17 protein-coding genes are annotated in these 19,120 nt (G+C 76.1%); 6 read left to right on the forward strand and 11 right to left on the reverse strand.

Translation table 11 applies throughout. The annotated features are described in order from the left end of the window. Positions 1-34: 34 nt before the first annotated feature. From ACIRS1_RS20075 to ACIRS1_RS20085, 3 genes are all read right to left on the reverse strand, one after another. On the reverse strand, positions 35-2,281 hold the full coding sequence (locus tag ACIRS1_RS20075; protein ID WP_387900090.1) for an RICIN domain-containing protein: 2,247 nt from the start codon (positions 2,279-2,281) through the stop codon (positions 35-37). Between the two features lie 463 nt (positions 2,282-2,744). Next, entirely contained in the window at positions 2,745-3,194 is a 450-nt protein-coding gene (locus ACIRS1_RS20080; protein ID WP_402841535.1) for a hypothetical protein, read from the reverse strand. A 105-nt stretch (positions 3,195-3,299) separates the two neighbouring features. Further along, on the reverse strand, positions 3,300-4,169 hold the full coding sequence (locus tag ACIRS1_RS20085) for a sigma 54 modulation/S30EA ribosomal C-terminal domain-containing protein (RefSeq protein ID WP_402841538.1): 870 nt from the start codon (positions 4,167-4,169) through the stop codon (positions 3,300-3,302). 344 nt (positions 4,170-4,513) lie between these two features. Here ACIRS1_RS20085 and ACIRS1_RS20090 point away from each other — a divergent pair, with 344 nt between their 5' ends. Beyond that, positions 4,514-7,078, forward strand: coding sequence for a cytochrome P450 (locus tag ACIRS1_RS20090; protein WP_402841541.1), 2,565 nt, complete (start codon positions 4,514-4,516; stop codon positions 7,076-7,078). 76 nt (positions 7,079-7,154) lie between these two features. Here the strand turns inward: ACIRS1_RS20090 and ACIRS1_RS20095 are convergent, their stop codons facing one another. The 6 genes from ACIRS1_RS20095 to ACIRS1_RS20120 form a co-directional block, all read right to left on the reverse strand. Beyond that, positions 7,155-7,319: a DUF6126 family protein gene (locus tag ACIRS1_RS20095; protein WP_360220611.1), complete on the reverse strand. Its 165-nt coding sequence runs from the start codon at positions 7,317-7,319 to the stop codon at positions 7,155-7,157. A 42-nt stretch (positions 7,320-7,361) separates the two neighbouring features. Next, positions 7,362-7,706 (reverse strand): ArsR/SmtB family transcription factor, encoded by a 345-nt coding sequence (locus ACIRS1_RS20100; RefSeq protein WP_402841545.1) that lies wholly within the window; start codon positions 7,704-7,706, stop codon positions 7,362-7,364. Between the two features lie 281 nt (positions 7,707-7,987). Further along, on the reverse strand, positions 7,988-8,455 hold the full coding sequence (locus tag ACIRS1_RS20105; protein ID WP_402841547.1) for a hypothetical protein: 468 nt from the start codon (positions 8,453-8,455) through the stop codon (positions 7,988-7,990). Between the two features lie 235 nt (positions 8,456-8,690). Further along, complete coding sequence (locus tag ACIRS1_RS20110) at positions 8,691-9,842, reverse strand: glycoside hydrolase family 3 N-terminal domain-containing protein (RefSeq protein ID WP_402841550.1); 1,152 nt, start codon at positions 9,840-9,842, stop codon at positions 8,691-8,693. A 219-nt stretch (positions 9,843-10,061) separates the two neighbouring features. Next, on the reverse strand, positions 10,062-10,424 hold the full coding sequence (locus ACIRS1_RS20115) for a darcynin family protein (protein ID WP_402841553.1): 363 nt from the start codon (positions 10,422-10,424) through the stop codon (positions 10,062-10,064). Beyond that, positions 10,414-11,331 carry an NAD(P)H-binding protein gene (locus tag ACIRS1_RS20120; protein WP_402841556.1) on the reverse strand — a complete coding sequence of 306 codons (918 nt, stop codon included), beginning with the start codon at positions 11,329-11,331 and terminating at the stop codon, positions 10,414-10,416. Before ACIRS1_RS20120 ends, ACIRS1_RS20115 begins: the two co-directional genes overlap by 11 nt. 109 nt (positions 11,332-11,440) lie before the next feature. Here ACIRS1_RS20120 and ACIRS1_RS20125 point away from each other — a divergent pair, with 109 nt between their 5' ends. Beyond that, positions 11,441-12,409 (forward strand): LysR family transcriptional regulator, encoded by a 969-nt coding sequence (locus tag ACIRS1_RS20125; protein WP_402841559.1) that lies wholly within the window; start codon positions 11,441-11,443, stop codon positions 12,407-12,409. A gap of 119 nt (positions 12,410-12,528) precedes the next feature. Here ACIRS1_RS20125 and ACIRS1_RS20130 read toward each other — a convergent pair whose 3' ends face one another. Then, on the reverse strand, positions 12,529-14,067 hold the full coding sequence (locus tag ACIRS1_RS20130) for a PLP-dependent aminotransferase family protein (protein WP_402841562.1): 1,539 nt from the start codon (positions 14,065-14,067) through the stop codon (positions 12,529-12,531). Positions 14,068-14,095: 28 nt separating this feature from the next. On the opposite strand from ACIRS1_RS20130, the gene ACIRS1_RS20135 reads away from it, so the two are divergent. Beyond that, a complete protein-coding gene (locus tag ACIRS1_RS20135; RefSeq protein ID WP_402841565.1) occupies positions 14,096-14,947 on the forward strand; it encodes a methyltransferase domain-containing protein in 852 nt (283 codons plus the stop codon). Between the two features lie 134 nt (positions 14,948-15,081). On the opposite strand, the gene ACIRS1_RS20140 is transcribed toward ACIRS1_RS20135, so the two are convergent. Beyond that, on the reverse strand, positions 15,082-15,585 hold the full coding sequence (locus ACIRS1_RS20140) for a MarR family transcriptional regulator (RefSeq protein WP_360220638.1): 504 nt from the start codon (positions 15,583-15,585) through the stop codon (positions 15,082-15,084). A gap of 133 nt (positions 15,586-15,718) precedes the next feature. On the opposite strand from ACIRS1_RS20140, the gene ACIRS1_RS20145 reads away from it, so the two are divergent. The 3 genes from ACIRS1_RS20145 to ACIRS1_RS20155 all read left to right on the forward strand — a co-directional run bounded on the left by ACIRS1_RS20145 (position 15,719) and on the right by ACIRS1_RS20155 (position 19,107). Next, the gene (locus ACIRS1_RS20145) at positions 15,719-16,648 is read left to right on the forward strand and encodes an EamA family transporter (RefSeq protein WP_402841568.1); all 930 of its coding nucleotides are present in this window, start codon (positions 15,719-15,721) and stop codon (positions 16,646-16,648) included. A 96-nt stretch (positions 16,649-16,744) separates the two neighbouring features. Further along, positions 16,745-17,377, forward strand: a complete 633-nt coding sequence (locus tag ACIRS1_RS20150; protein ID WP_360220644.1) for an NAD(P)H-binding protein — start codon at positions 16,745-16,747, stop codon at positions 17,375-17,377. Positions 17,378-17,478: 101 nt separating this feature from the next. Then, positions 17,479-19,107 carry an alpha/beta hydrolase gene (locus ACIRS1_RS20155; RefSeq protein ID WP_402841571.1) on the forward strand — a complete coding sequence of 543 codons (1,629 nt, stop codon included), beginning with the start codon at positions 17,479-17,481 and terminating at the stop codon, positions 19,105-19,107. Positions 19,108-19,120 lie beyond the last annotated feature (13 nt).

The following is a 19,120-nucleotide window of genomic DNA, read 5'->3' on the forward strand; positions in this document are numbered from 1 at the left end:
TGGTGGCGTCCGGGCCCGGCGTCCCGGGGCGGTCTCAGCTGGTCTTCAGCAGCGACCAGCTCTGGTAGGGCTTGCCGTTCGGCTGCTGCAGCTCCAACAGCCAACCACCGTAGTACCAGCGGTCGCTGAGCCCGAGCACCAGCGATCCGCCGTTCGCCGTGACGGTGAACCCGCCGTCCTTGGCGGTGAGCTGCCACTGCTGCGCGGCGTTGCCGGAGCAGGGCTGCTGCGCGACGTACTGGCCGGCGACGGGCGTGCCGCCGAGCTGGAGGCACTTCCCGGAGCGCGCGGACTTGATCCGCACGGCGCCGTTGCCGGCGTCCTCGAACTGCCACTTCTGGTTGGCGTAGCCGGTGCGCTGGTAGGCGATGGCGACGGTGCCGTCGTTCATCGAGCTGCCCCACAGGTCGGCGGCCTGGCCGGTGAGGCCGTTGACCATCGTGTAGTTGGCGCCGGGCTGCGGGCGGCCCGCGTCGGCCAGGGTGCGGAAGGTCGCGGCCCGGCCGGGCTTGCCGACGGTGCCGGCGGCGTCGCGGGCGGCGATCGCCACGGTGTACGAGGTGTCGGGCGCGAGGCGGACGACGCCGACCAGGGTGGCCTTGACGGTGCCGATGGCCTGGCCGTTCAGCAGGACGTCGTAGCCCGCGGCGGAGTTGACCGCCGGCCAGCTCAGCACGACGGAGTTCTGGGTGATCTGACTGGTCGTCACGTCAGGGCCCGCCGTCCCCGAGGTCGGGGTGGCGGTCGGCGACGGGGTGCCGGTCGGCGTGGCGGTGGGGCTGCCGGTGGGCGTCGGGGTCGGCGAGGCCGTGCGGGTGGGCGTTGCCGTCGCGGTCGGCGAGGGCGTGCCGGTCGGCGACTTGGTCGGCGTCGGGGTCGCGGTCGGCGTCGGGGTCGGGTTGGGCCCGGTGCCGTTGCCGGCGATCAGGAAGCGGTTGTTGGCGACGTTCCAGTGCGTGGCCAGGTAACTGCCCGGCTCGGGCGAGGTGTTGTAGTAGTCGTCGTGGCGGCAGTCCAGCCGGTCGTCGTGCGAGCGGTCCGGGCAGACGGTCCGCATCTGCGGGTAGTTGGGCGCGTCCGAGTAGCACATGATGTCCCACTCGTCGACGCAGTGGCCGGCCTTGCTGGAGTTGGGCGCGCTGTTGTTCACCGCGCCGAGGTTGTGGCCGAGTTCGTGCGCCGCGGTGCTCCCGCCCCAGCAGCCGGAGTCGGTGCGGCCGTAGGAGGGGCCGAAGTTGCTGATGTTGTCCTGGCCGGGGCGCTCGTCACCGGCGAAGGTGCCGATGCCGCAGTACACCTTGGCGTCGGTGAACATCATGTACTTGCGGTCCTTGCGGTTGTACCCCTGCGCGGCCAGCGCGCGGTTGCTCGCGTTGAAGTCCTGGATCTCGGAGTCGGAGATCTGGACGTTCAGGACCGAGGCGGTGCAGTCGGACTCGGTGACGAAGCGCACGTGGCGCACGCCGCCGGTCTCCTGGGCGCTGGCGTTGTAGATGGTGTCCACGTCCGCCGCCCACTTCTTGAACGAGGGCAGGTACTGGGCGAACCGGTCGTTCCCGGGAGTGTGCACGTACACCGCCTGGACGCGGTTGCCGCTGCTGCCGTCACCCTCGCAGACCAGGCCCGACCCGGCGGGCGCGGCCGCGCCCTGGGGGGAGGAGGAGGGGCCGGCCGCCGCGCCGGGCTCGCTGAGCAGCGTCTTCCCGGCGGCGTCGATGACGGGCGCGCCGCCCTTCAGCAGGTCGGCCGCGGCCGGCGCCTGGGCGTTGGCGGTGGGGGTGAGCGCGGGCGCCTGGGCGGCGGCCGCGACCGGCGGGACGTCCTTGCGGATGTCGACGTCCTTCGGCGGCACGTCCGGGCCGTGGCTGCACTGGCTGTTGTCGCCGGCGACCTCCAGGGTTCCGGCGCAGCGGTCGCTGCTGGGCAGGCTCAGACCCGTGTAGACCAGACCGCGGTCGGGCTGGTCCTTGGGTATCTCCTTGATCGGAGTGGCCTTCTGGTCGTGCTTGGGCGTGGGCGGGCGGGTGCCGCCCTCGGCCGTGCCGGTCTCGCCCGGGCGGCTGCCGTCGGCGGAGACCTCGCCGGCCTGATCCGCCCCCGCGCGGTCGGCCGATCCGCTCGCCGCGGTGACCGAGCTGCTCATACCGGCCGGCTCCAGCGCGCTGCGGATGCCGAGCGTCCCCACGACCAGTCCGGCCGCCACTGCCACGGCGACCAGGGTGCTCTTGCGGGTGAGCCGCCGACGTCGGCGCCGGCGAAGCTCCGTGCTCCGGTGTCCCATCGCGTTCCTTTCCTCGTGCGACGGTCCGGGCCCCCCGTGGTGACGGGGGCTCGGACCTTCCGACACTCCGGAGAGCGGATGGGACGGGTGGGGATAACAGAAACCTTTTTCGAAATTTCCGGACCGGTGTGCGAGGAGGCTCGACCGGGTAGAGGAAAGGGCCGCCGGGACGGCCGCGGGAACGGGCCCGGACACGACGGCGCCGGGGAGCGCGCCCCTCCGCGGGCACTCCCCGGCACGGGGCGGCGTCGGGCGCCCGCCCGGGGCGCCCGCGCGGGCGACTCCCCCACCGGACGGCCGGGCTGACGGTCCCGCAGGAACGCCCCGCCGGCCCGGCGACGGGCGGCTCCTTCCGGCCCGAACCAAGCCCGAACCAAGCTCGGACCGAGCCCCAAGCCGAGCCCGGACCGAGCCCCGCACGAGCCCGGACCGAGCTCCGGCCAACCGGGCTCCCGGGCCCGGCTCAGGCCGCCGCGTACGCCGGTTCCGACCGCGCGGCCCCCGACCGCACCACCGCGTCCCGCCCGCCCGCGCAGCCGCCGTGGATCCGGCGCAGCCCGTCGGCCAGCACGGCGCCGTCCCCGGCGAGCCACAGCCGCAGCGCGGCGGAGAGCGCCGCACTGGCCGGGCCCGCCGCCGGGCCCGCCGTGCGCGCGATCCGCTCGCCCAGCAGCGGCAGCAGGTCCGCGACCGGGGAGGGCAGCCAGAGGGTCACGGCGCAGGGGGCGGGTCTGGCCAGGACCCGCCGCAGCGGGAGGACGGAGGCGTCGTCGTGCAGCGCCGGGATGACCTCCAGCAGGCCGTCCACGGCCACCTCGGAGACGTCCCCGCCGTGGCCGCGGGCGAGCGCCCGCAGCAGCGCGCGCTCGCCGGCGGTGATCCGGACGGTCAGCATGACCTCGTCGCAGTCCATGGTCCCGGTTCCCCTGTCGTGGCAGTGGTGGAAGTCGTGGCGGCCGTGGCGGTGGTGGCCGTCAGGACCGTCGTGGTGCGTGCGTGCCGTCCGGTCTCCTGCCCGTCAACGGGCTTGCGCTACCGGCGTTATCAGGCCGTAGTGGCCGTCGTAGCGGCGGTAGATGACCCGGGTGCGGCCGACACCACCACCGGCGCCCCGTTCGTCCCGTACGCCGGGGCCGCGGCCCCCGGCCCCCCCGACGGGGGCCACCCGGGGGCGGGGGGCGCCCGCCCCCCCGCCCGGCGCCCGTTCCGCCCCTTCGCCGGGGGCCGCGGCCTCGGCCCCGGCGTACGGGACGAACGGGGCGCCGGTGAGCCAGAGCCGCCGGGCCGCCTGCGCGAGGCCGTCCGGCCGGCCGTCGTCGGCGCCGGTGGGCCACGGCTCGACGGCACCGCTCAGCGGGCAGCGCCGGACCAGGCCGTCCCGGCCGGTCGCGGCGTCCGTGAAGAGGTGGAAGCGCCGGTCCAGCGCCAGCAGTTCGCGGGCGGCCTGCTCCGGCGTGCGGCGGGTGAGGACGACGGCCTTGCGCCGGGCGATCCGCCGCTCGGCGAGCGGACGGGCGGCGTACTGCGGGCGGTAGACGCTCTCGTGGACGGCGGCGAACCCGATGTCGCCCTGCTCGCGCAGCCGGGCGGCGCGGCTGGCGAGGGTGCCCAGGGCGAGGTCGACGGCCTCCCGGGCGGCGCGGGTGGCGAGCTGCACCCGGACCGGTCCGGCACCGTCCAGGTCGACGTCGGCCTGGGCGAGCACGGGCCGGGTCACCGACGGATGCAGGGCCCGGGTGAGCCGGATGCGCAGCAGCCGGGTGCCGGGGCCGAGCGCGGCCGCCGCCTCCAGCGCCTGCGCCCGCGCGTACTCGGCGTCCTCGTGCGGGAGCTCGCCGCGGATCTCCACCCGGACGTCGAGTGCGGACGGGTGGCGCAGACGGGTCATCAGGTTCCTCCTTCTCCGCCACCATGCTGGCCTCCGCACGGCCGGGCGGCGAGGGTCCAAAGACCCTGCCCGCCGGGTCCGCTACGGGACTTCCGGACGGATCCGTCGTCGCAGGTCAGCGCCATCCCGGGGGGCGGTCCGGGGTGGTCCGGGCGCTGGCCCGTTGGAGTGATCCGCCCGCGTTCGGCGCAACGCCCGTCCAACCCGGCGCGTTTCCCATGGCGTGCGCCCTCTGGCGAAGGTGCGCGCGGGGGTCCCGCGCTGGCCGGCCCCCGCCTCCCGGCCGGCTGCCGGTGCCCCTCCCGGCACCGGTCGCACCGGCCCCTGTGGTGAGAGGTGATGTCATGACCCTGATGACCGAGACCCGGAAACCGGTCGTCCCCCCGAGAGCCGCGCCGCCCTCGCCCGGACCGGCCCGCACGGCCGTCCCCCCGCTCGCCCCGGGCGCCGTCCCCGGGCTCGGCCACGCCGGCGCGCTGCTGCGCGATCCGCTGGGCTTCCTCGGCTCGCTCGCCCGCCACGGCGGGGTCGTCCGCGTCCGTCTCGGGCCGCGCACCGTCTGCGTGGTCACCGACGCCCGGCTGGTCCACACCCTGCTCGTCGCGCTCGCCCACGACTGCCCGCGCGGCGCCGTCCAGGACACCCTCAGGACGGCCTTCGGCGACGGCCTGCTGATGTCCGAGGGCCAGGCCCACCGCGACCGGCGCCGGGTCCTGCAGCCCGCGTTCGGGCCGGACCGGATGGCCGAGTACCTCGCCGTGATGCACCAGGTCACCGAGGAGCGGGCCGGCCGCTGGCGCAGCGGGCAGGTCCTCGACGTGGCGAAGGAGATGAACCACCTCGCCCTCGAGATCGTCACCCGCTCGCTGTTCGACGCCCGGCTCAGCGAGGACGCCACCCAGGCCTTCCACCGGGCGCTTCCGGACCTGGTGAAGGGCCAGATCGTCCAGTCGCTCTACCCGCACCCGGCCCTCGCCCGACTGCCGCTTCCGGTCAACCGGCGCTTCGACGCCGCGGTCCGGGTGCTCAACCGGGTCGTCGACCAGGCCGTCCACGGGACGGAACGCGGCGAGCGGTCGGCCGCGGGCCACGGCGCCACCCTGCCCGCGCTGCTGCGCGCCGCCACCGACGCGGCCACCGGGCGCCCGCTCACCGAGGCGGACGTCCGCTCCGAGGCGATCACCATGTTCGGCGCCGGCACCGAGACCGTCTCCACCACGCTGACCTGGCTGCTCGACGAACTCCTGCGCCACCCCGAGGTGGAGACCCGGCTGCTGGCCGAACTCGACCGGCACCTGCCCGCCGGCACCGTGCCCACCCCGGAGGCGCTCGGCCGGCTCGCCTACACCCGCAGCGTCACCCAGGAGGTGGTGCGGCTGCACGCCCCCAACGCCTTCCTGATGCGCACCGCGCGGGTGCCGGTGGAGCTCGGACCGTACCGGATCCCGGCCGGCACCGAGCTGCTGTACAGCCTCACCGCCCTACACCGCGACCCGCACCTCCACCCGGACCCGCTGCGGTTCCGCCCGGAGCGCTGGCAGGAGGGCGGCGGCGCCGGGCGGCCGTCCTTCCTGCCGTTCGGGGCGGGCAAGCACAAGTGCATCGGGGAGGCCTTCGCCTGGGCCGAGCTGACCGTCGCGGCGGCCGCGATCCTGCGCCGGTGGCGGCCGCTGGCCCTGCCCGGGGCTCGGGCCCGCGAGGTGGTCTGGACGACGGTGCAGGCCCAGGGGCTGCGGGTCCGGCTGGTCCCGCGCGGCCCCGGGGGCCCGCGTCCGGACGGGGCGGCCGACGCCGGGGCGGACGCGCTGGCGACCCGACCGGCGGGCGGCGCCCGGCCGGTGGACCGGTGCCCGGTCACCGCGCCCCCGCCGCCACCCCCGTCACCACGCACCCCGGCCACCACAGCCGCCCCGGTGCCGGCGCCCGTGCCCGCCTCGCCCCTGCGGCACCGAGCCCCGCGCCGCCCCGGCGAACTGCACACCGCCGGGCTCCGGCACGCGGACTGGGTGCTCGAGCGGGGCCTGCTCACCCCGGCCGAACTGCCCCGCTACCGCGCCTACGCCCTGCACCGGCTGATCGGCCACGCCTTCCCGCGCACCCGCGGCGACGACCTCGACCTGCTGGTGGACGTCCTGGGCTGGTTCACGATCCTCGACGACCGCTTCGACGGCCGGCCCGGGCGCCGACCCGCCGAGGCCCGCGCCCTCGTCGATCCGCTGACCGCCGTGCTGCACGGCACCCCCGGCGCAGCGGAGCACCGCCCGCAGGCCGTCGGCCGGACCGGTCCGGAGCCCGACGGGGACGACCGGCTGCTCGGCGCCTGGCGGGACCTGTGGGACCGCCAGACCCGCGGAATGTCCCCCGCCTGGCGCGCCCGGGCCGCGCTGGAGTGGCAGACCTGCCTGGAGACGTTCCCCGCCGAGGCCGGGCACCGCTCCCGCGGTACCGTCCCCGCCCTCGGCCTGCCCGAGACGATGCGCCTGCGCCGCCACGGCAGCTGCCTCTACCCGTTCATGAACATACTGGAACGGGTCCACGGCGCCGACGCCCCCGCCGCACTCCACGCGGACCCGGCGCTGCACCGGCTGCGCGCCAACACCGCCGACGCCGCCACGCTGATCAACGACCTCTACTCGCTGGAGCGGGAGGAGCGCCAGAGCGCGGCCGCCTTCAACACCGTGCTCACCGTGCAGCGGGCCCGCGGCTGCACCCGTGGCCGGGCCGTCGGCGCCGTCCGGGCCCGGATCGCCCGGTTGCGGAGGCAGAACGACGCGCTGCGCGCCGAGCTGGGCCGCCGCCACCCCGCGGGGCGCTGGTACCTGGACGGCACCCGCGAGCTGGTCGAGGGCGCCCAGGCGTGGACCAGCACCAGCGACCGCTACCTGGTGGCGGAGGACGCGGGCCACTGAGGCGCACGCCCGGCGGCCGCGCAGCGGCGGTCGATCACCGGCCGTCGAGCACCGGCGGCCGCTCACCGGCCATCGCTCAGTGGCGGTCGCCGAGCGCGAACAGCAGCAGGACGAAGCCCGCGAACAGGTGCGTGGCGAAGATGTAGATGCCGGCCCGGATCAGCATGGCCCGGCGCCTGTTCCGCTCCTCGCTGGTGCCGTCGCCCGGCCGGGCGGCGGTGCCGTCGCTGCTGTCGCTCATGGGCGGGGTTCTCCTCGGGTCGGCCGGCCGGTGGGCGCGGGCTCAGCGGGCCGGCCGGCCGCCGGCGGCGCGCAGCTCGGTGAGCAGCGCGCCCTGGTCGGTGATCAGCTCGGTCAGGATCCGTCGTGCGGCGCGCAGCAGGTCGGCCACGTCCGGGGTGCTGAGCGCGTACACCACGGTGTTGCCCTCGCGGGTGGCCACGACCAGCTGGGTGCGACGCAGCACCGCGAGCTGCTGGGAGAGGTTCGACGGTTCGACCTCGATCTCGGCCAGCAGCTCGCGGACGGGGCGGGGCCCGTCCTGGAGCAGTTCCAGCACCCGGATGCGGACCGGGTGGCCGAGGGTGCGGAAGAACTCCGCCTTGGCCTGGTACAGCGGGACCGGCATCGTCCGCGTCTCTCCCCTCGGGTGCGGCTGGGTGGGCGTCCGGCCGGGCGTCCGCACCGCGGCCGGCAAGCATCATCGCGACGGATGAAGATTTCTTCAAGTCGTCACAGCGATCGCGAACGGGCGGCACCTGCGGCCGAGGAGCCCGCCGGCATGCCGTCGCCCCACCGCCAGGGCGCGCCCGGCGGAGCCCGCCGGGCGCACGACGCCGCGCGGAAACACCGGAAGCCGAGCCCGGGGCGCTGCCAACTCCCGGACTCGGCCGTCATGGTGACGTCCCGTCAGCAGACTACAGGTACATCCACCGCGACCGGGGCCGGACCCCGCCAGATCGCTTCCACACCGAAGGTCGCGTGGACGGTGGAGCCGCACGGGGCCGTGGCGGCGATGCCGTCGACCCGCAGGGCGCCGCCCGTGAACACGGCACGCCCGTGCACCGAACCGAGCTGGGCACCGCCGACGACCTCGGCCGACAGGGTGGTCAGCAGCTCCTGCGGCTTCGGCGGCCACGGGGTGTCCGGGGTGGGCGGACCGGCCAGGCCGATCTTCCCGTAGATCACGACGCCGTCACCGGTGACGTCGGCGCAGACCTTGGTGGACAGCCCGGCCTGCAGGCCGCTGTAGCCGCAGGTGGTGACCGTGGCGGTGTCGGTGGCCGCGGCGGCCGGTGCGGCGAGCGCCGGGACGGGCGCGCCGAGCAGGGCGACGGCACCGGCCGCGCCCACCGCGATCCGGGTGATGCGGTTCATGGGCTCCTCCTTCGGAGGGTGTGAGGAAACGGATCAGAACAGGTGATGTGGCACATGTGACATTTCACAGCTGCCAGAAGGAAACTTTGCCATGCGATTCCTTTGCCATGACTCGCTTTGACCCTTGGAAGTACCGAGCGGACTCAAATCCGACCTTCGATGGCGCAATCACGCCCCGGGCCCACCCGGGGCCCTCCGCCCCGGTTCACCCGGCTCAGGGCAGGGCTCGCCCGGCTCAGGACAGCGAGGCGCGCAGGTCGTCGATCCGGGCCACGGCCGCCGCGAAGGCACCGCGGTCGAGACGGCCCGAGCCCAGCGCCGCGGCGAGCGCCTCGGTGGCCTGCTCGCCCTGCTGCGGATCACGCGCCGAGCAGAGGATCAGGTCCATCCCGGCCGCCGCGGCGGCCACCGCGCGGGCGCCGGTGTCCCCGTAGGGGTCGAGGGCTCCGGCCTCCAGGGCATCCGTGACGGTGACGCCCTCGAAGCCCAGGCGCTCGCGCAGCTCGCCCTGCACCACGGTGGGCGACAGCCCCGCCGGGCGGGCCGGGTCGAGCGCCGGATAGACCGCCCAGGAGGCCATCACCAGGCGCACGCCCGCCGCGATGGCCGCCCGGTAGGGCTCCTCGCCGCGGGCGCGCAACTCCTCCAGCGGCACCGGCAGGGTGACCGGGCGCGCGTCGGTGTTCTCCTCCTGCGCGGCCGGGCCCAGCCCGGGGAAGTGCTTGGCGGTGGCGGCGACGCCCAGGCCCTGCTGGGCGGCCAGGAACGCGCTGCCCAGCCGGGCGACCACGGACGGGTCCCGCCCGAAGGAGCGCTCGTGGTGGTCGATGAAGTCGTCCGGGGCGCCGGAGACGTCGAGCACGGGGGCGAGGTTGACGTTCAGTCCGGCGTCCGTGAGGGTGGCGGCCGCGCCTGCGCCGGCCTCGGTCGCCGCGTGCAGCGGGTTCGGGGCGGTGCCGACCCGGCGGGCGGAGAGCTCGGGCGCACCGGGCAGCCGGCGCACCCTGCCACCCTCCTGGTCGGTCATCAGCAGCAGCGCCCCCGGAACGCTGGACTCGGCCGCCGCCTGACGCAACTGCCCGACCGCTTGCGCCAGTTGTTCGGGGCTCTGGACGTTCTCGCCGAACAGGATGACCCCGGCCGCCCGGCCCTCCCGAATGGTCCGCAGCACCTCGGGCGGCGGGGTCGGGCCGGCGTAGGAGAGCACGATCCGGCGCCCCGCCAGCTGTCGGTCCCGCTGCTGCGCGTCCGCTCCGGACACCGCCACCGTCCTCTCCGCAGGCGCCCGCCGCGACACCGGGGCCGACCCGGCCGGCACCGGCCCGAGCACGGCCGACAGCACCACCAGCACCGCCCCGAGTCGGACGGTGTACCGGAGCGGGTTCATCGCGCCTCCAAGGGGGCGGCGGGGGGTACGGTCCGTCAGCGTACCCAAGCCCGGCCGCCGCGGCGGCCCGCGCCACGCGCGGCCGCGGGCCCCATCCGACCCGGCCTCCTGCCGGTCGGCGCCCGGTCGGCGACCGGCAGGCGATCGACCGGCGCCCCACCGGCGACCGGCCGGCGACCCCGCGGGGCGGCGGCACCGGCCGGCCGTCGGCGCGCGGCATCAGGTGGCCAGGCTGGCCACCGGCTCCAGGCCGTAGGTGCGGGCGTAGCCGTTCTCGACACCCACCAGCAGGTCCACGACCTCGAAGTAACGGTCCCAGAAAGGGGTTTCGCGCAGTGCGTCGATCAGCAGCCGGTAGGCGTCGTGGTCGTCCGCCTCCCAGACCCAGACGTCGGTGACCCGTGCCGAGTAGAACTCCGTGTCGTAGAAGCGGGAGCGGACGCCGCGGGTACGGGCCTCGATCACCGGGACGACCCGGGCGGTGAAGGCCTCGACGCGTTCGGCCACCGTCATCGCCAGCCACTCGGGCGTGGTCTTGACCAGGATGAACGCGGTGACGGGTGCGGTGCGGTCAGTGGACATCGGTGGCCTCCGGGGCGGCGAGGACGGCGGGCTTGAGGGTCTGTGCGCACCACTGCGCGAATCCGGTGGCCGGGCCCGCCATCGGCGAGCGCTCGACGCCCGAGTCCAGGCCCTCGTCCTTGGCCCGCTTCATCTCGACGAGGGCCTCGACGAACGCCCCGTCGAGGCCGTAGCCCAGCAGGTCGGACCGCAGCTCCTCGAGCGGCTGGCGCCGGTAGCGGACCGGCCGGCCCAGCTCCTCGGTCATGATGCGGGCCAGGTCGTCGGGCGACAGGTCCTGCGGGCCGAGCACCGGGACGCTTCCGACGCCGCTCCACGAGCGGTCCAGCAGCAGCCCGGCCGCCGTCGCGGCGATGTCGGCGACGGCCACCAGCGGCACCGGGCGGTCCGCGGCGAGGGTGTCGGTGAAGACGCCGTCCGCGCGGATCGAGTCGGCCTCCTCCAGCAGGTTCTCGTAGAAGGACGGGTTGGCCAGGGCGCGGTAGGCCACGCCCGAGCCGGCGATCAGGTCGTCCATGGCCAGGGAGGCGGTGACCAGTCCGGCCCGGGCGGCCAGCGGGGTGCCGCGGCCCAGCGCCGAGACGCCGACGACGTGGCCGACGCCGAGGGCGGCGAACGCCCGGGCGGCCGGGCGGGTGAAGCCGCTGAACCCCGCCTCGGGCGTGACCGAGGCGTCCGGGGGCACCAGCCAGAAGACGGCGTCGGCCCCGGTGAAGGCGCGCTCGACGGTCGCGGGGTCGCCGTGCGAGCCGGTGACCACCTCGACCCGGCCGCGCACGGCCGCGGGGAGCCGGGCGGGATCGCGGACCACGACCCGCAGCTCCTCTCCGTGGGCGGGCGCGGCCTCGACCAGCAGCGACAGCAGTCGCCTGCCGATGTTTCCGGTGGGGGCGGTGATGACGATCATGAAAACCTCTGTGTCCGGATCGGATCTCTGGGGCCCCCTCATCGTGCGGACCGCCACCGCATTGCCACAATGGGAACCTCAGCAAGGAATCATTGCCCGAAACGGAACGATGCCGGTGAGCAGCCCAGTCCCGAACCTCGACGCCAATCTCGCCGTCGCCCTCGACGCCCTGCTGGCCGAGCAGAGCGTCACCCGTGCCGCCGCGCGGCTGCGCACCTCCCCGGCGGCGATGAGCCGCACCCTGGCCCGGCTGCGCCGGGTGCTCCAGGACCCGCTCCTGGTGCGGGCGGGGCAGGCGATGGTGCCCACGCCCCGCGCCGAGGAACTGCGGGACGAGGCCGCCGCGGTGGTCCGGCGGCTGGAGGCACTGCTCGCCCCCGGCGGCGGGACCGACCCCGCCGAGCTGCGGCGCACCTTCACCGTCCAGGCCTCTGACCTGGTCGGCGCGGCGCTGGCGCCCGGTCTGCTCGGCCTGGCCGCGCTGCAGGCGCCGGGCGTCTCGCTGCGGGTGCTGGCCGAGGAGTGGGAGGCCGGGCCGGCCCTGCGCGAGGGCCGGGTCGACCTGGAGGTCGGGGCCATCGACCACGTCGACCCGGAGACCCGGGTCGACGAGCTGGTCACGCTGCGCATGGCGGCCGGCGTCCGGGCCGGACACCCGCTCGCCGAAGGGCCCCTGACGCCCGCCCGGCTGGCCGCGGCCGAGCACGTGGCGGTCAGCCGGCGGGGGCGCTTCACCGGCCCGCTGGACGCGGCCCTGGCCGACCACGGGCTCAGCCGCCGGGTCAGCGCCGTCCTGCCCGGGCACCTGGCGGCGATGACGCTGGCCGCGGCCGGCGACGTGGTCTGCCTGGTACCGACCGCGCTGCCGGGCGAGCCCCCCACCCCGCTCAGCGACGCGGCGCACGCGCTGGGGCTGCGCCTGCTGGAGATCCCGGTACCGCTGCCGCCCCTGTCGATCGGCATGGCCTGGCACCCGCGGCACACCGCCGACGCGGGCCACCGGTGGCTGCGCGGCGCCGTGCGCCGGGTGATCCGGCCGGGCCGCGCCGCGGGGAGGGGCGGGTCCGACGCGTCCTGAGCCGCACGGCCGCGGCGCGGACCGCGGGGCCGTCCGCTGCTCACCGTCGCCCACCACCGACCGTCGGGTGACCGGCCGGGTGACCGGCTCGCGGCCGGCCCCTCGGTTCGCCGTCGCCGTCACCGGCGGGTGAGGCGCCCCAGCACCGCGATCCCCTCCTCGATCTCCCCCGGCGCACCGGCCGCGTAGCCCAGCACCAGACCCGGCGGATACGGCAACCGGGCGTGCCAGGACAACGGGTGCACCTTCACCCCGTGCGCGAGGGCCGCCGCGGCCAGCTCGGTGTCGGAGCCGTGTGCCCAGGGCGGGAGGGTGACCATCAGGTGCAGGCCGGCCGCCGCCCCGTGGACGGTGGCACCGGGCAGGTGGGTCCGGACCGCCGCGATCATCGCGTCCCGGCGGCGGCGGTGGCGGCGGCGCAACAGCCGCAGGTGGCGCTCGAGTCCGCCGGACTCCATCAGGCGGGCCAGCACCAGTTGCGGCAGTACCGGGTTGCCCAGGTCGGCGAAGCGCTTGGCCTCCAGCACCGCCGCCCGCAGCCGCGGCGGCACCAGCAGCCACCCGGTGCGCAGGGCGGGAGCGAGCAGCTTGGAGACGCTGCCCGCGTAGCAGACCTGCTCGGGCAGCACGGCGCGCAGCGCGGGCAGCGGCGGGCGGTCGTAGCGGTGCTCGGCGTCGTAGTCGTCCTCGATGACCAGGCCGCCCTCACCCGCCCAGCGCAGCAGTTCGCGCCGCCGCTCGCCGCCCAGGACGACGCCGGTCGGGTACTGGTGAGCGGGCGTGAGCAGGACGGCGGAGGCTCCGGTGGCGCGCAGCATGTCGACCCGGACGCCCTCCGCGTCGACCGGGACGGGCGGGGTCGCGTCCAGCCAGTGCGCGAGGTGCTGGCGGGCACCGAGCGAGCCCGGGTCCTCGACGGCGACCTCGGTGACGCCCGTACGGCCGAGCGCCCGCCCCAGCAGGGCGAGGGCCTGGGCCGTCCCGGCGACGACCAGCACCTCGTCCGGGTCGGCGCGCACGCCCCGGTTGCGGGCCAGCCAGCGGGTGACGGCCAGCCGCAGCTCGGGGGTGCCGCGGACGTCGCCGTAGCCGAGGTCGTGGGCGGCGAGGCCGTCCAGGACGGCGCGCTCGGCGCGCAGCCAGGCCGCGCGGGGGAAGGCGGTGAGGTCGGGGCGGCCGGGGGTGAGGTCGATCCGCGCGGGGGTGCCGCGCAGCAGGTCGAAGACCTCGGCGTCGGGCTCGCCCCGGAACAGCTCCGGCGCCACGCGGTCGGGCGGGGCGGGCGAGTGCAGGGCGGGCGAATGCGGGGCGGGCGCGGGCGTCACGGGAGCGGGCGTCACGGGAGCGGGCGGCGCCGGGTCCGCGACGACGACCGTGCCGCCCCGGCCCCGGCCGGCGAGCCGGCCCTCCTCCGTCAGCCGCCGGTAGGCATCGGTCACCACCCCGCGGGAGACGCCGAGTTCGGCCGCCAGCACGCGGGTGGCGGGCAGCCTGCCGCCGGCCGGGAGGCGGCCGTCGGCGACGGCCTCGCGGAGCCGGCCGGCCAGCCAGTCGGTGAGGCCGCCGCGCGGGGCGTCGGCGGTGTCCAGCTGGAGGAAGTCGGCACCCGGATCCGCCGTTATGGACCTCTCGGCCCGTGTGTCTTTGGACCTGTTCACCGGGCCATTGTGGCGCGAGGGTGGGGCCATGACCACGGAGACGGCAGGACGGAACGATCAGCGGGACGACGCGGCGACGGCGTACGTCCACGGGTACTCGGACACCGAGGCGCAGCGGCTCGGCGACCAGGCGGACACCCTCGCGGAACTGCTGCACGCGGGCACGGCGTACCCGGCGGGCAGCCGGGTGCTGGAGGCGGGCTGCGGGGTCGGGGCCCAGACGGTGCACCTGCTGGCCGCCAGCCCGGGCGTGCTGCTGACGGCGGCGGACATCTCGGCGGACTCGCTGGCGCAGGCCCGCGTCCGGGTCGCCGCGCAGGCGCCCGCCGCACGGGTCTCCTGGCACCACGGGGACCTGCACCGACTGCCTTTCGCGGACGACGCCTTCGACCACGTCTTCCTCTGCTTCGTGCTGGAGCACCTGGCCGATCCGGCCGCCGCGCTGACCGCGCTGCGCCGGCTGCTTCGGCCCGGCGGCACGATCACGGTGATCGAGGGCGACCACGGCTCGGCCTTCTTCCACCCGCGGAGCCGGGCGGCCGACGACGCGGTCGAGCTGCTGGTGCGGCTCCAGGCCCGGGCGGGCGGCGACGCCCTGGTGGGGCGCCGCCTGCACCCGCTGCTGGCGGACGCCGGATTCCAGGACGTGACGGTCCGGCCGCGCACGGTCTACGCCGACGGCGCCCGCCCCGCGCTGGTGGAGGGCTTCACCCGGCGCACCTTCGTCCCGATGGTCGGGGCCGTCCGCGCGGAGGCACTGGCGGCCGGGCTGACCACCCCGGAGGCCTTCGACCGGGGCGTCGCCGAGCTCGGCCGCGCCGCCGAGCCGGGCGGGACCTTCCACTACACCTTCTTCAAGGCCGTGGCGGTCAACCCGTAGCGACGCCCGGCGGGTGGAGCGGGGCGCCGCTCCGCGACGACCGGGAACGGCAGCGCTGCTCCGCGACCACCGGGAACGGCAGCGCCGCTCCCGGCGCGGGGGAACCCCGGTGCCGCCCGGCGCCCACGGGAACGTCAGCGCTGCTCCGGGCTGTCGTCGAGGGCGGCCAGCATGGCGCGCATCGCGTCGACGAGGGCGGCCGTCCGGGCCTCGTCGAGGCCCGCGAGCAGCCGGCGCTCGGTGGCCAGGTGGTCGGGCAGCGCGCGGTCGATCAGCGCGTGGCCCTCGGGGGTGAGGCCGACGACGCGGCTGCGGCCGTCCTGGTCGCTCTGGGTCCGGGTGACCAGGCCACGGGCCTCCAGCCGGTCGAGGCGCTGGGTGATCGCGCCGGAGGTGACCATCGCGGACTGCATCAGGCCGGTGGGGGTGAGGCGGTAGGGCGGGCCGCTGCGGCGCAGGGTGGCGAGGACGTCGAAGGAGGCGGCGTCCAGGCCGTGCTCGCCGAAGGTGCGGTTGAGCTCCCCGTCGACGAGCCGGTACAGCCGCTTGAGCCGGCCGAGCACCTCCATCGGGGAGACGTCCAGGTCTGGCCGCTCGGCGGCCCATTGCGCGACTACTCGGTCCACGTGATCTGCCACGGGTTCAGGGTAGGGGATGCCGCCCGAATTCCTTAGCAGTGAGATAACTGTGAGCCATGTCACGCCGGACCGGCCGTCACATGCTTTAGCGCTGAGATATGTTGGCTTAGTGCTAAGGAATCGACTCGGAATCGTGCTGGTGACCGCCATCGCCCCCGCAGTGTGGGGGTCGACCTACCTCGTCACCACCGAACTGCTCCCGCCCGGCCGCCCGCTCCTCGCCGGCGTCCTCCGCGCCCTGCCCGCCGGGCTGCTGCTGATCGCCCTCACCCGCACGCTGCCGAAGGGCAGCTGGTGGTGGCGCTCACTGGTCCTCGGCGCACTGAACATCGGCGCCTTCCTCGCCCTCCTCTTCATCGCCGCCTACCGCCTCCCCGGCGGGGTCGCCGCCACCGTCGGCGCCGTCCAGCCGCTCATCGCCGCCGGGCTCTCCGCCGCACTGCTCGGCGACCGGCTCACCCTGCGCACGGTGCTGTCCGGCATCGCCGGCATCGCGGGCGTCAGCCTGCTCGTCCTGCGGGCGAGCGCCCGGCTCGACGCCGTCGGCGTGGCCGCCGCCCTCGGCGGCGCGGTGGTGATGGCCACCGGTGTCGTCCTCGCCAAGCGCTGGACCTCGCCCGCCCCGCTGCTCGCCACCACCGGCTGGCAGCTCACCGCCGGCGGCCTGCTGCTCGTTCCCGTCGCCCTGGTCGTCGAAGGCGCCCCGCCCTCCCACCTCAGCGCCGCCAACCTGCTCGGCTACGGCTACCTGAGCCTGATCGGCGCGGCCGTCACCTACGCGCTCTGGTTCCGCGGGATCCGCGCCCTGCCACCCACCTCCGTCGCCTTCCTCGGCCTGCTCAGCCCCGTCGTCGCCACCGCGCTCGGCTGGCTGGCGCTCGGCCAGGACCTCTCCCCGCTCCAGGCCCTCGGCGCCGTCGTCGTCCTCGGCTCGCTGCTCGCCGCCCAGACCCAGCGCCCGCGCCCCGCCGCCGCCCCGGCGGCCGCCACCGCACCCGAACCGGCGGCCGCCACCGGCCCGGAGCTCCGGTCGGCCGGCGAGGCGCTCCGCGAGAACGCCTGACCCCTCGCAACACCCGCCTCACCGCAACCGCACCTTCACCCGCACCCGCACCCGCACCCGCACCCGCACCCGCACCACCAACCCGAGGAGATCCCCATGCGCATCACCGTGTTCGGCGCCACCGGCAACGTCGGCCGACGCGTGGTCGCCGAAGCGCTCGCCCGCGGCCACCGGGTCACCGCCGTCCTGCGCGACCCGGCCAAGCCGCACGGCCTCCCGCCGGCCGTCACCCTCGCCGTCGGCGACGCCCGCCGGCCCGAGGACGTCACCCGTCTCGCCGCCGGGCAGGACCTCGTCGTCAGCGCCACCCGTCCGGCCCCCGGCAACGAGCCCGAACTGGCCGCCGCCACCCGCGGCCTGCTGGCCGGACTCGCCGGGTCGGACGTCCGGCTGCTCGTCGTCGGCGGCGCCGGCAGCCTCACCCTCCCCGACGGCACCCCGCTGGCCGACGCGCCCGACTTCCCCGCCGAGATCCTGCCGATCGCCCGCGCCTGCAACGAGCAGCTGGACCTCTACCGGGCGGACACCGTCGTCGACTGGACGTACCTCAGCCCCGCCGCCCTGCTCGAACCGGGCGAGCGCACCGGCCGCTTCCGGCTCGGCCGGGACGAACTGCTCGTCGACGGCGACGGCGCCTCGACGATCTCCATGGAGGACCTCGCCGTCGCCCTGCTCGACGAGGCCGAGCAGCCCGCGCACCGCCGCGCCCGGTTCACCGCCGCCTACTGAACCGGGGGCGGGCCGCAGGTCCGGGGGTGTACCCAGCACCACCCCGGACACGGACGCGGGCATGATCGACCGTCACGAGGCGCTCGGACAGGATCGACTCCGTGAACACCACGCCGAGCATCACGCCTGACAACGCCCAGCCCAGCACCCGGTCCGGCACCCGGGCCGGCGCCAGGGCGACCGCCCCCGCACCTCGGGCGGTCGCCTCCCGCGTCCGCCGCGCCGCGGTGACCGTCGCCGCCGCCACCGCCGTGCTCACCGGCCTCGCCCTGCCGGCCGGCGCGGCCCCGACCGGCAACCCCGGCGACTCCGACCCGGCACCCGCTCGCTACACCCGGCAGACGCTCGCCTGGGCACCCTGCGCGCAGCAACCCGCCCTGGAGTGCGCCACCATGGCCGCCCCGCGCGACTGGCACCACCCCGGCACCGGGGCCGACCTGACCATCGCCGTCTCCCGGCACCGCGCCACCGACCCGGCCACGCGGAAGGGCACCCTGCTGATGGCCGCCGGCGGCCCCGGCGGCTCGGGCCTGTTGCGCCCGGCCGACCTCGCCACCGCCGCACCCGCCGTCGGCGCCGCCTACGACATCGTGGGCTTCGACCAGCGGGGCGTCGGCGCGAGCACCCGCGCGGTGTGCCAGACCCCGCAGGAGTTCCAGGACTTCCTGGCCGGCGACTACCGGGACCAGTCCCCCGCCGCGATCGACCGCGTCATCGCCAACTCCCGGAAGCTGGCCGCCGGTTGCCAGGAGCGCAGCGGCGACCTGCTGCCCTACCTGAACACCGGGCAGACCGCCCACGACATCGACCTCTTCCGCTCCCTGCTCGGCGAACGGAAGATCAGCTACTACGGCCCGTCCTACGCCTCGATGATCGGCGCCTACTACGGGACGCTCTTCCCGCGCCGCGTCGAACGGATGGTCCTGGACAGCAACATCGGCTTCGACGGCAGCTGGGAGACCTTCGAGCTGGGCCAGCCGATGAGCTTCCAGCGCCGCTTCGACGAGGACTTCGTGCCCTGGCTCGCGGCCCGCGACGCCACCTACCACTGGGGTTCCACGCCCGAGCAGGTGCAGGCGCACTGGGAGCAGCGGCGCGCCGCGTTGCACGACCGGCCCATCGTCGACGGGCCGTTGACGATCGGTCCGAACCAGCTCGACAACGGCGCGATCAGCGCGATCTACCGGGCCGACTTCTTCCCGCTGCTCGCGCAGGCACTGACCGCCGTCGACGACTGGCAGACCGCCGACCCGGCGGCCAAGGCGATGGCCCGGAAGGCCTTCGGCCAGTACCTCAGCCCGGAGTTCCTCGCCGAGTACTTCTCGGTGACCTGCTCCGACACCCCGTGGACCAGGGACCTCGACACCTGGGTCGAGCGCGGCGCGCAGAACGCCGCCCGCTGGCCACTGGCGGGTGCGCGCACCCTCGCCTTCAGCGCCGTCTGCGCGTCCTGGCCGGTCGCGCCAGCCCCCGAGGTCACCGTCACCGGCGCCCACCTGCCGCCGGTGCTGATGCTCAACTCGGTGCACGACCCGGCCACGTACTACGAGGCCGCGGTCGGCGCCCACCGGGCCCTGCGCGGCTCCCGGCTGGTCACCGTCACCGGGAACGGCGACCACGGCCAGTACCCGGGCACCAACTCCTGTGTCACGCAGACCGTCGAGCGCTACCTGCTGGACGGCCGCGCCCCGGAGCACGACCTGGTCTGCCCCTCCCCGCAGGCGGGGTGACCGGCCGGCGGCC

Source organism: Kitasatospora sp. NPDC101176 (assembly GCF_044768035.1).
In the GTDB taxonomy this organism is placed as follows: Bacteria; Actinomycetota; Actinomycetes; order Streptomycetales; family Streptomycetaceae; genus Kitasatospora.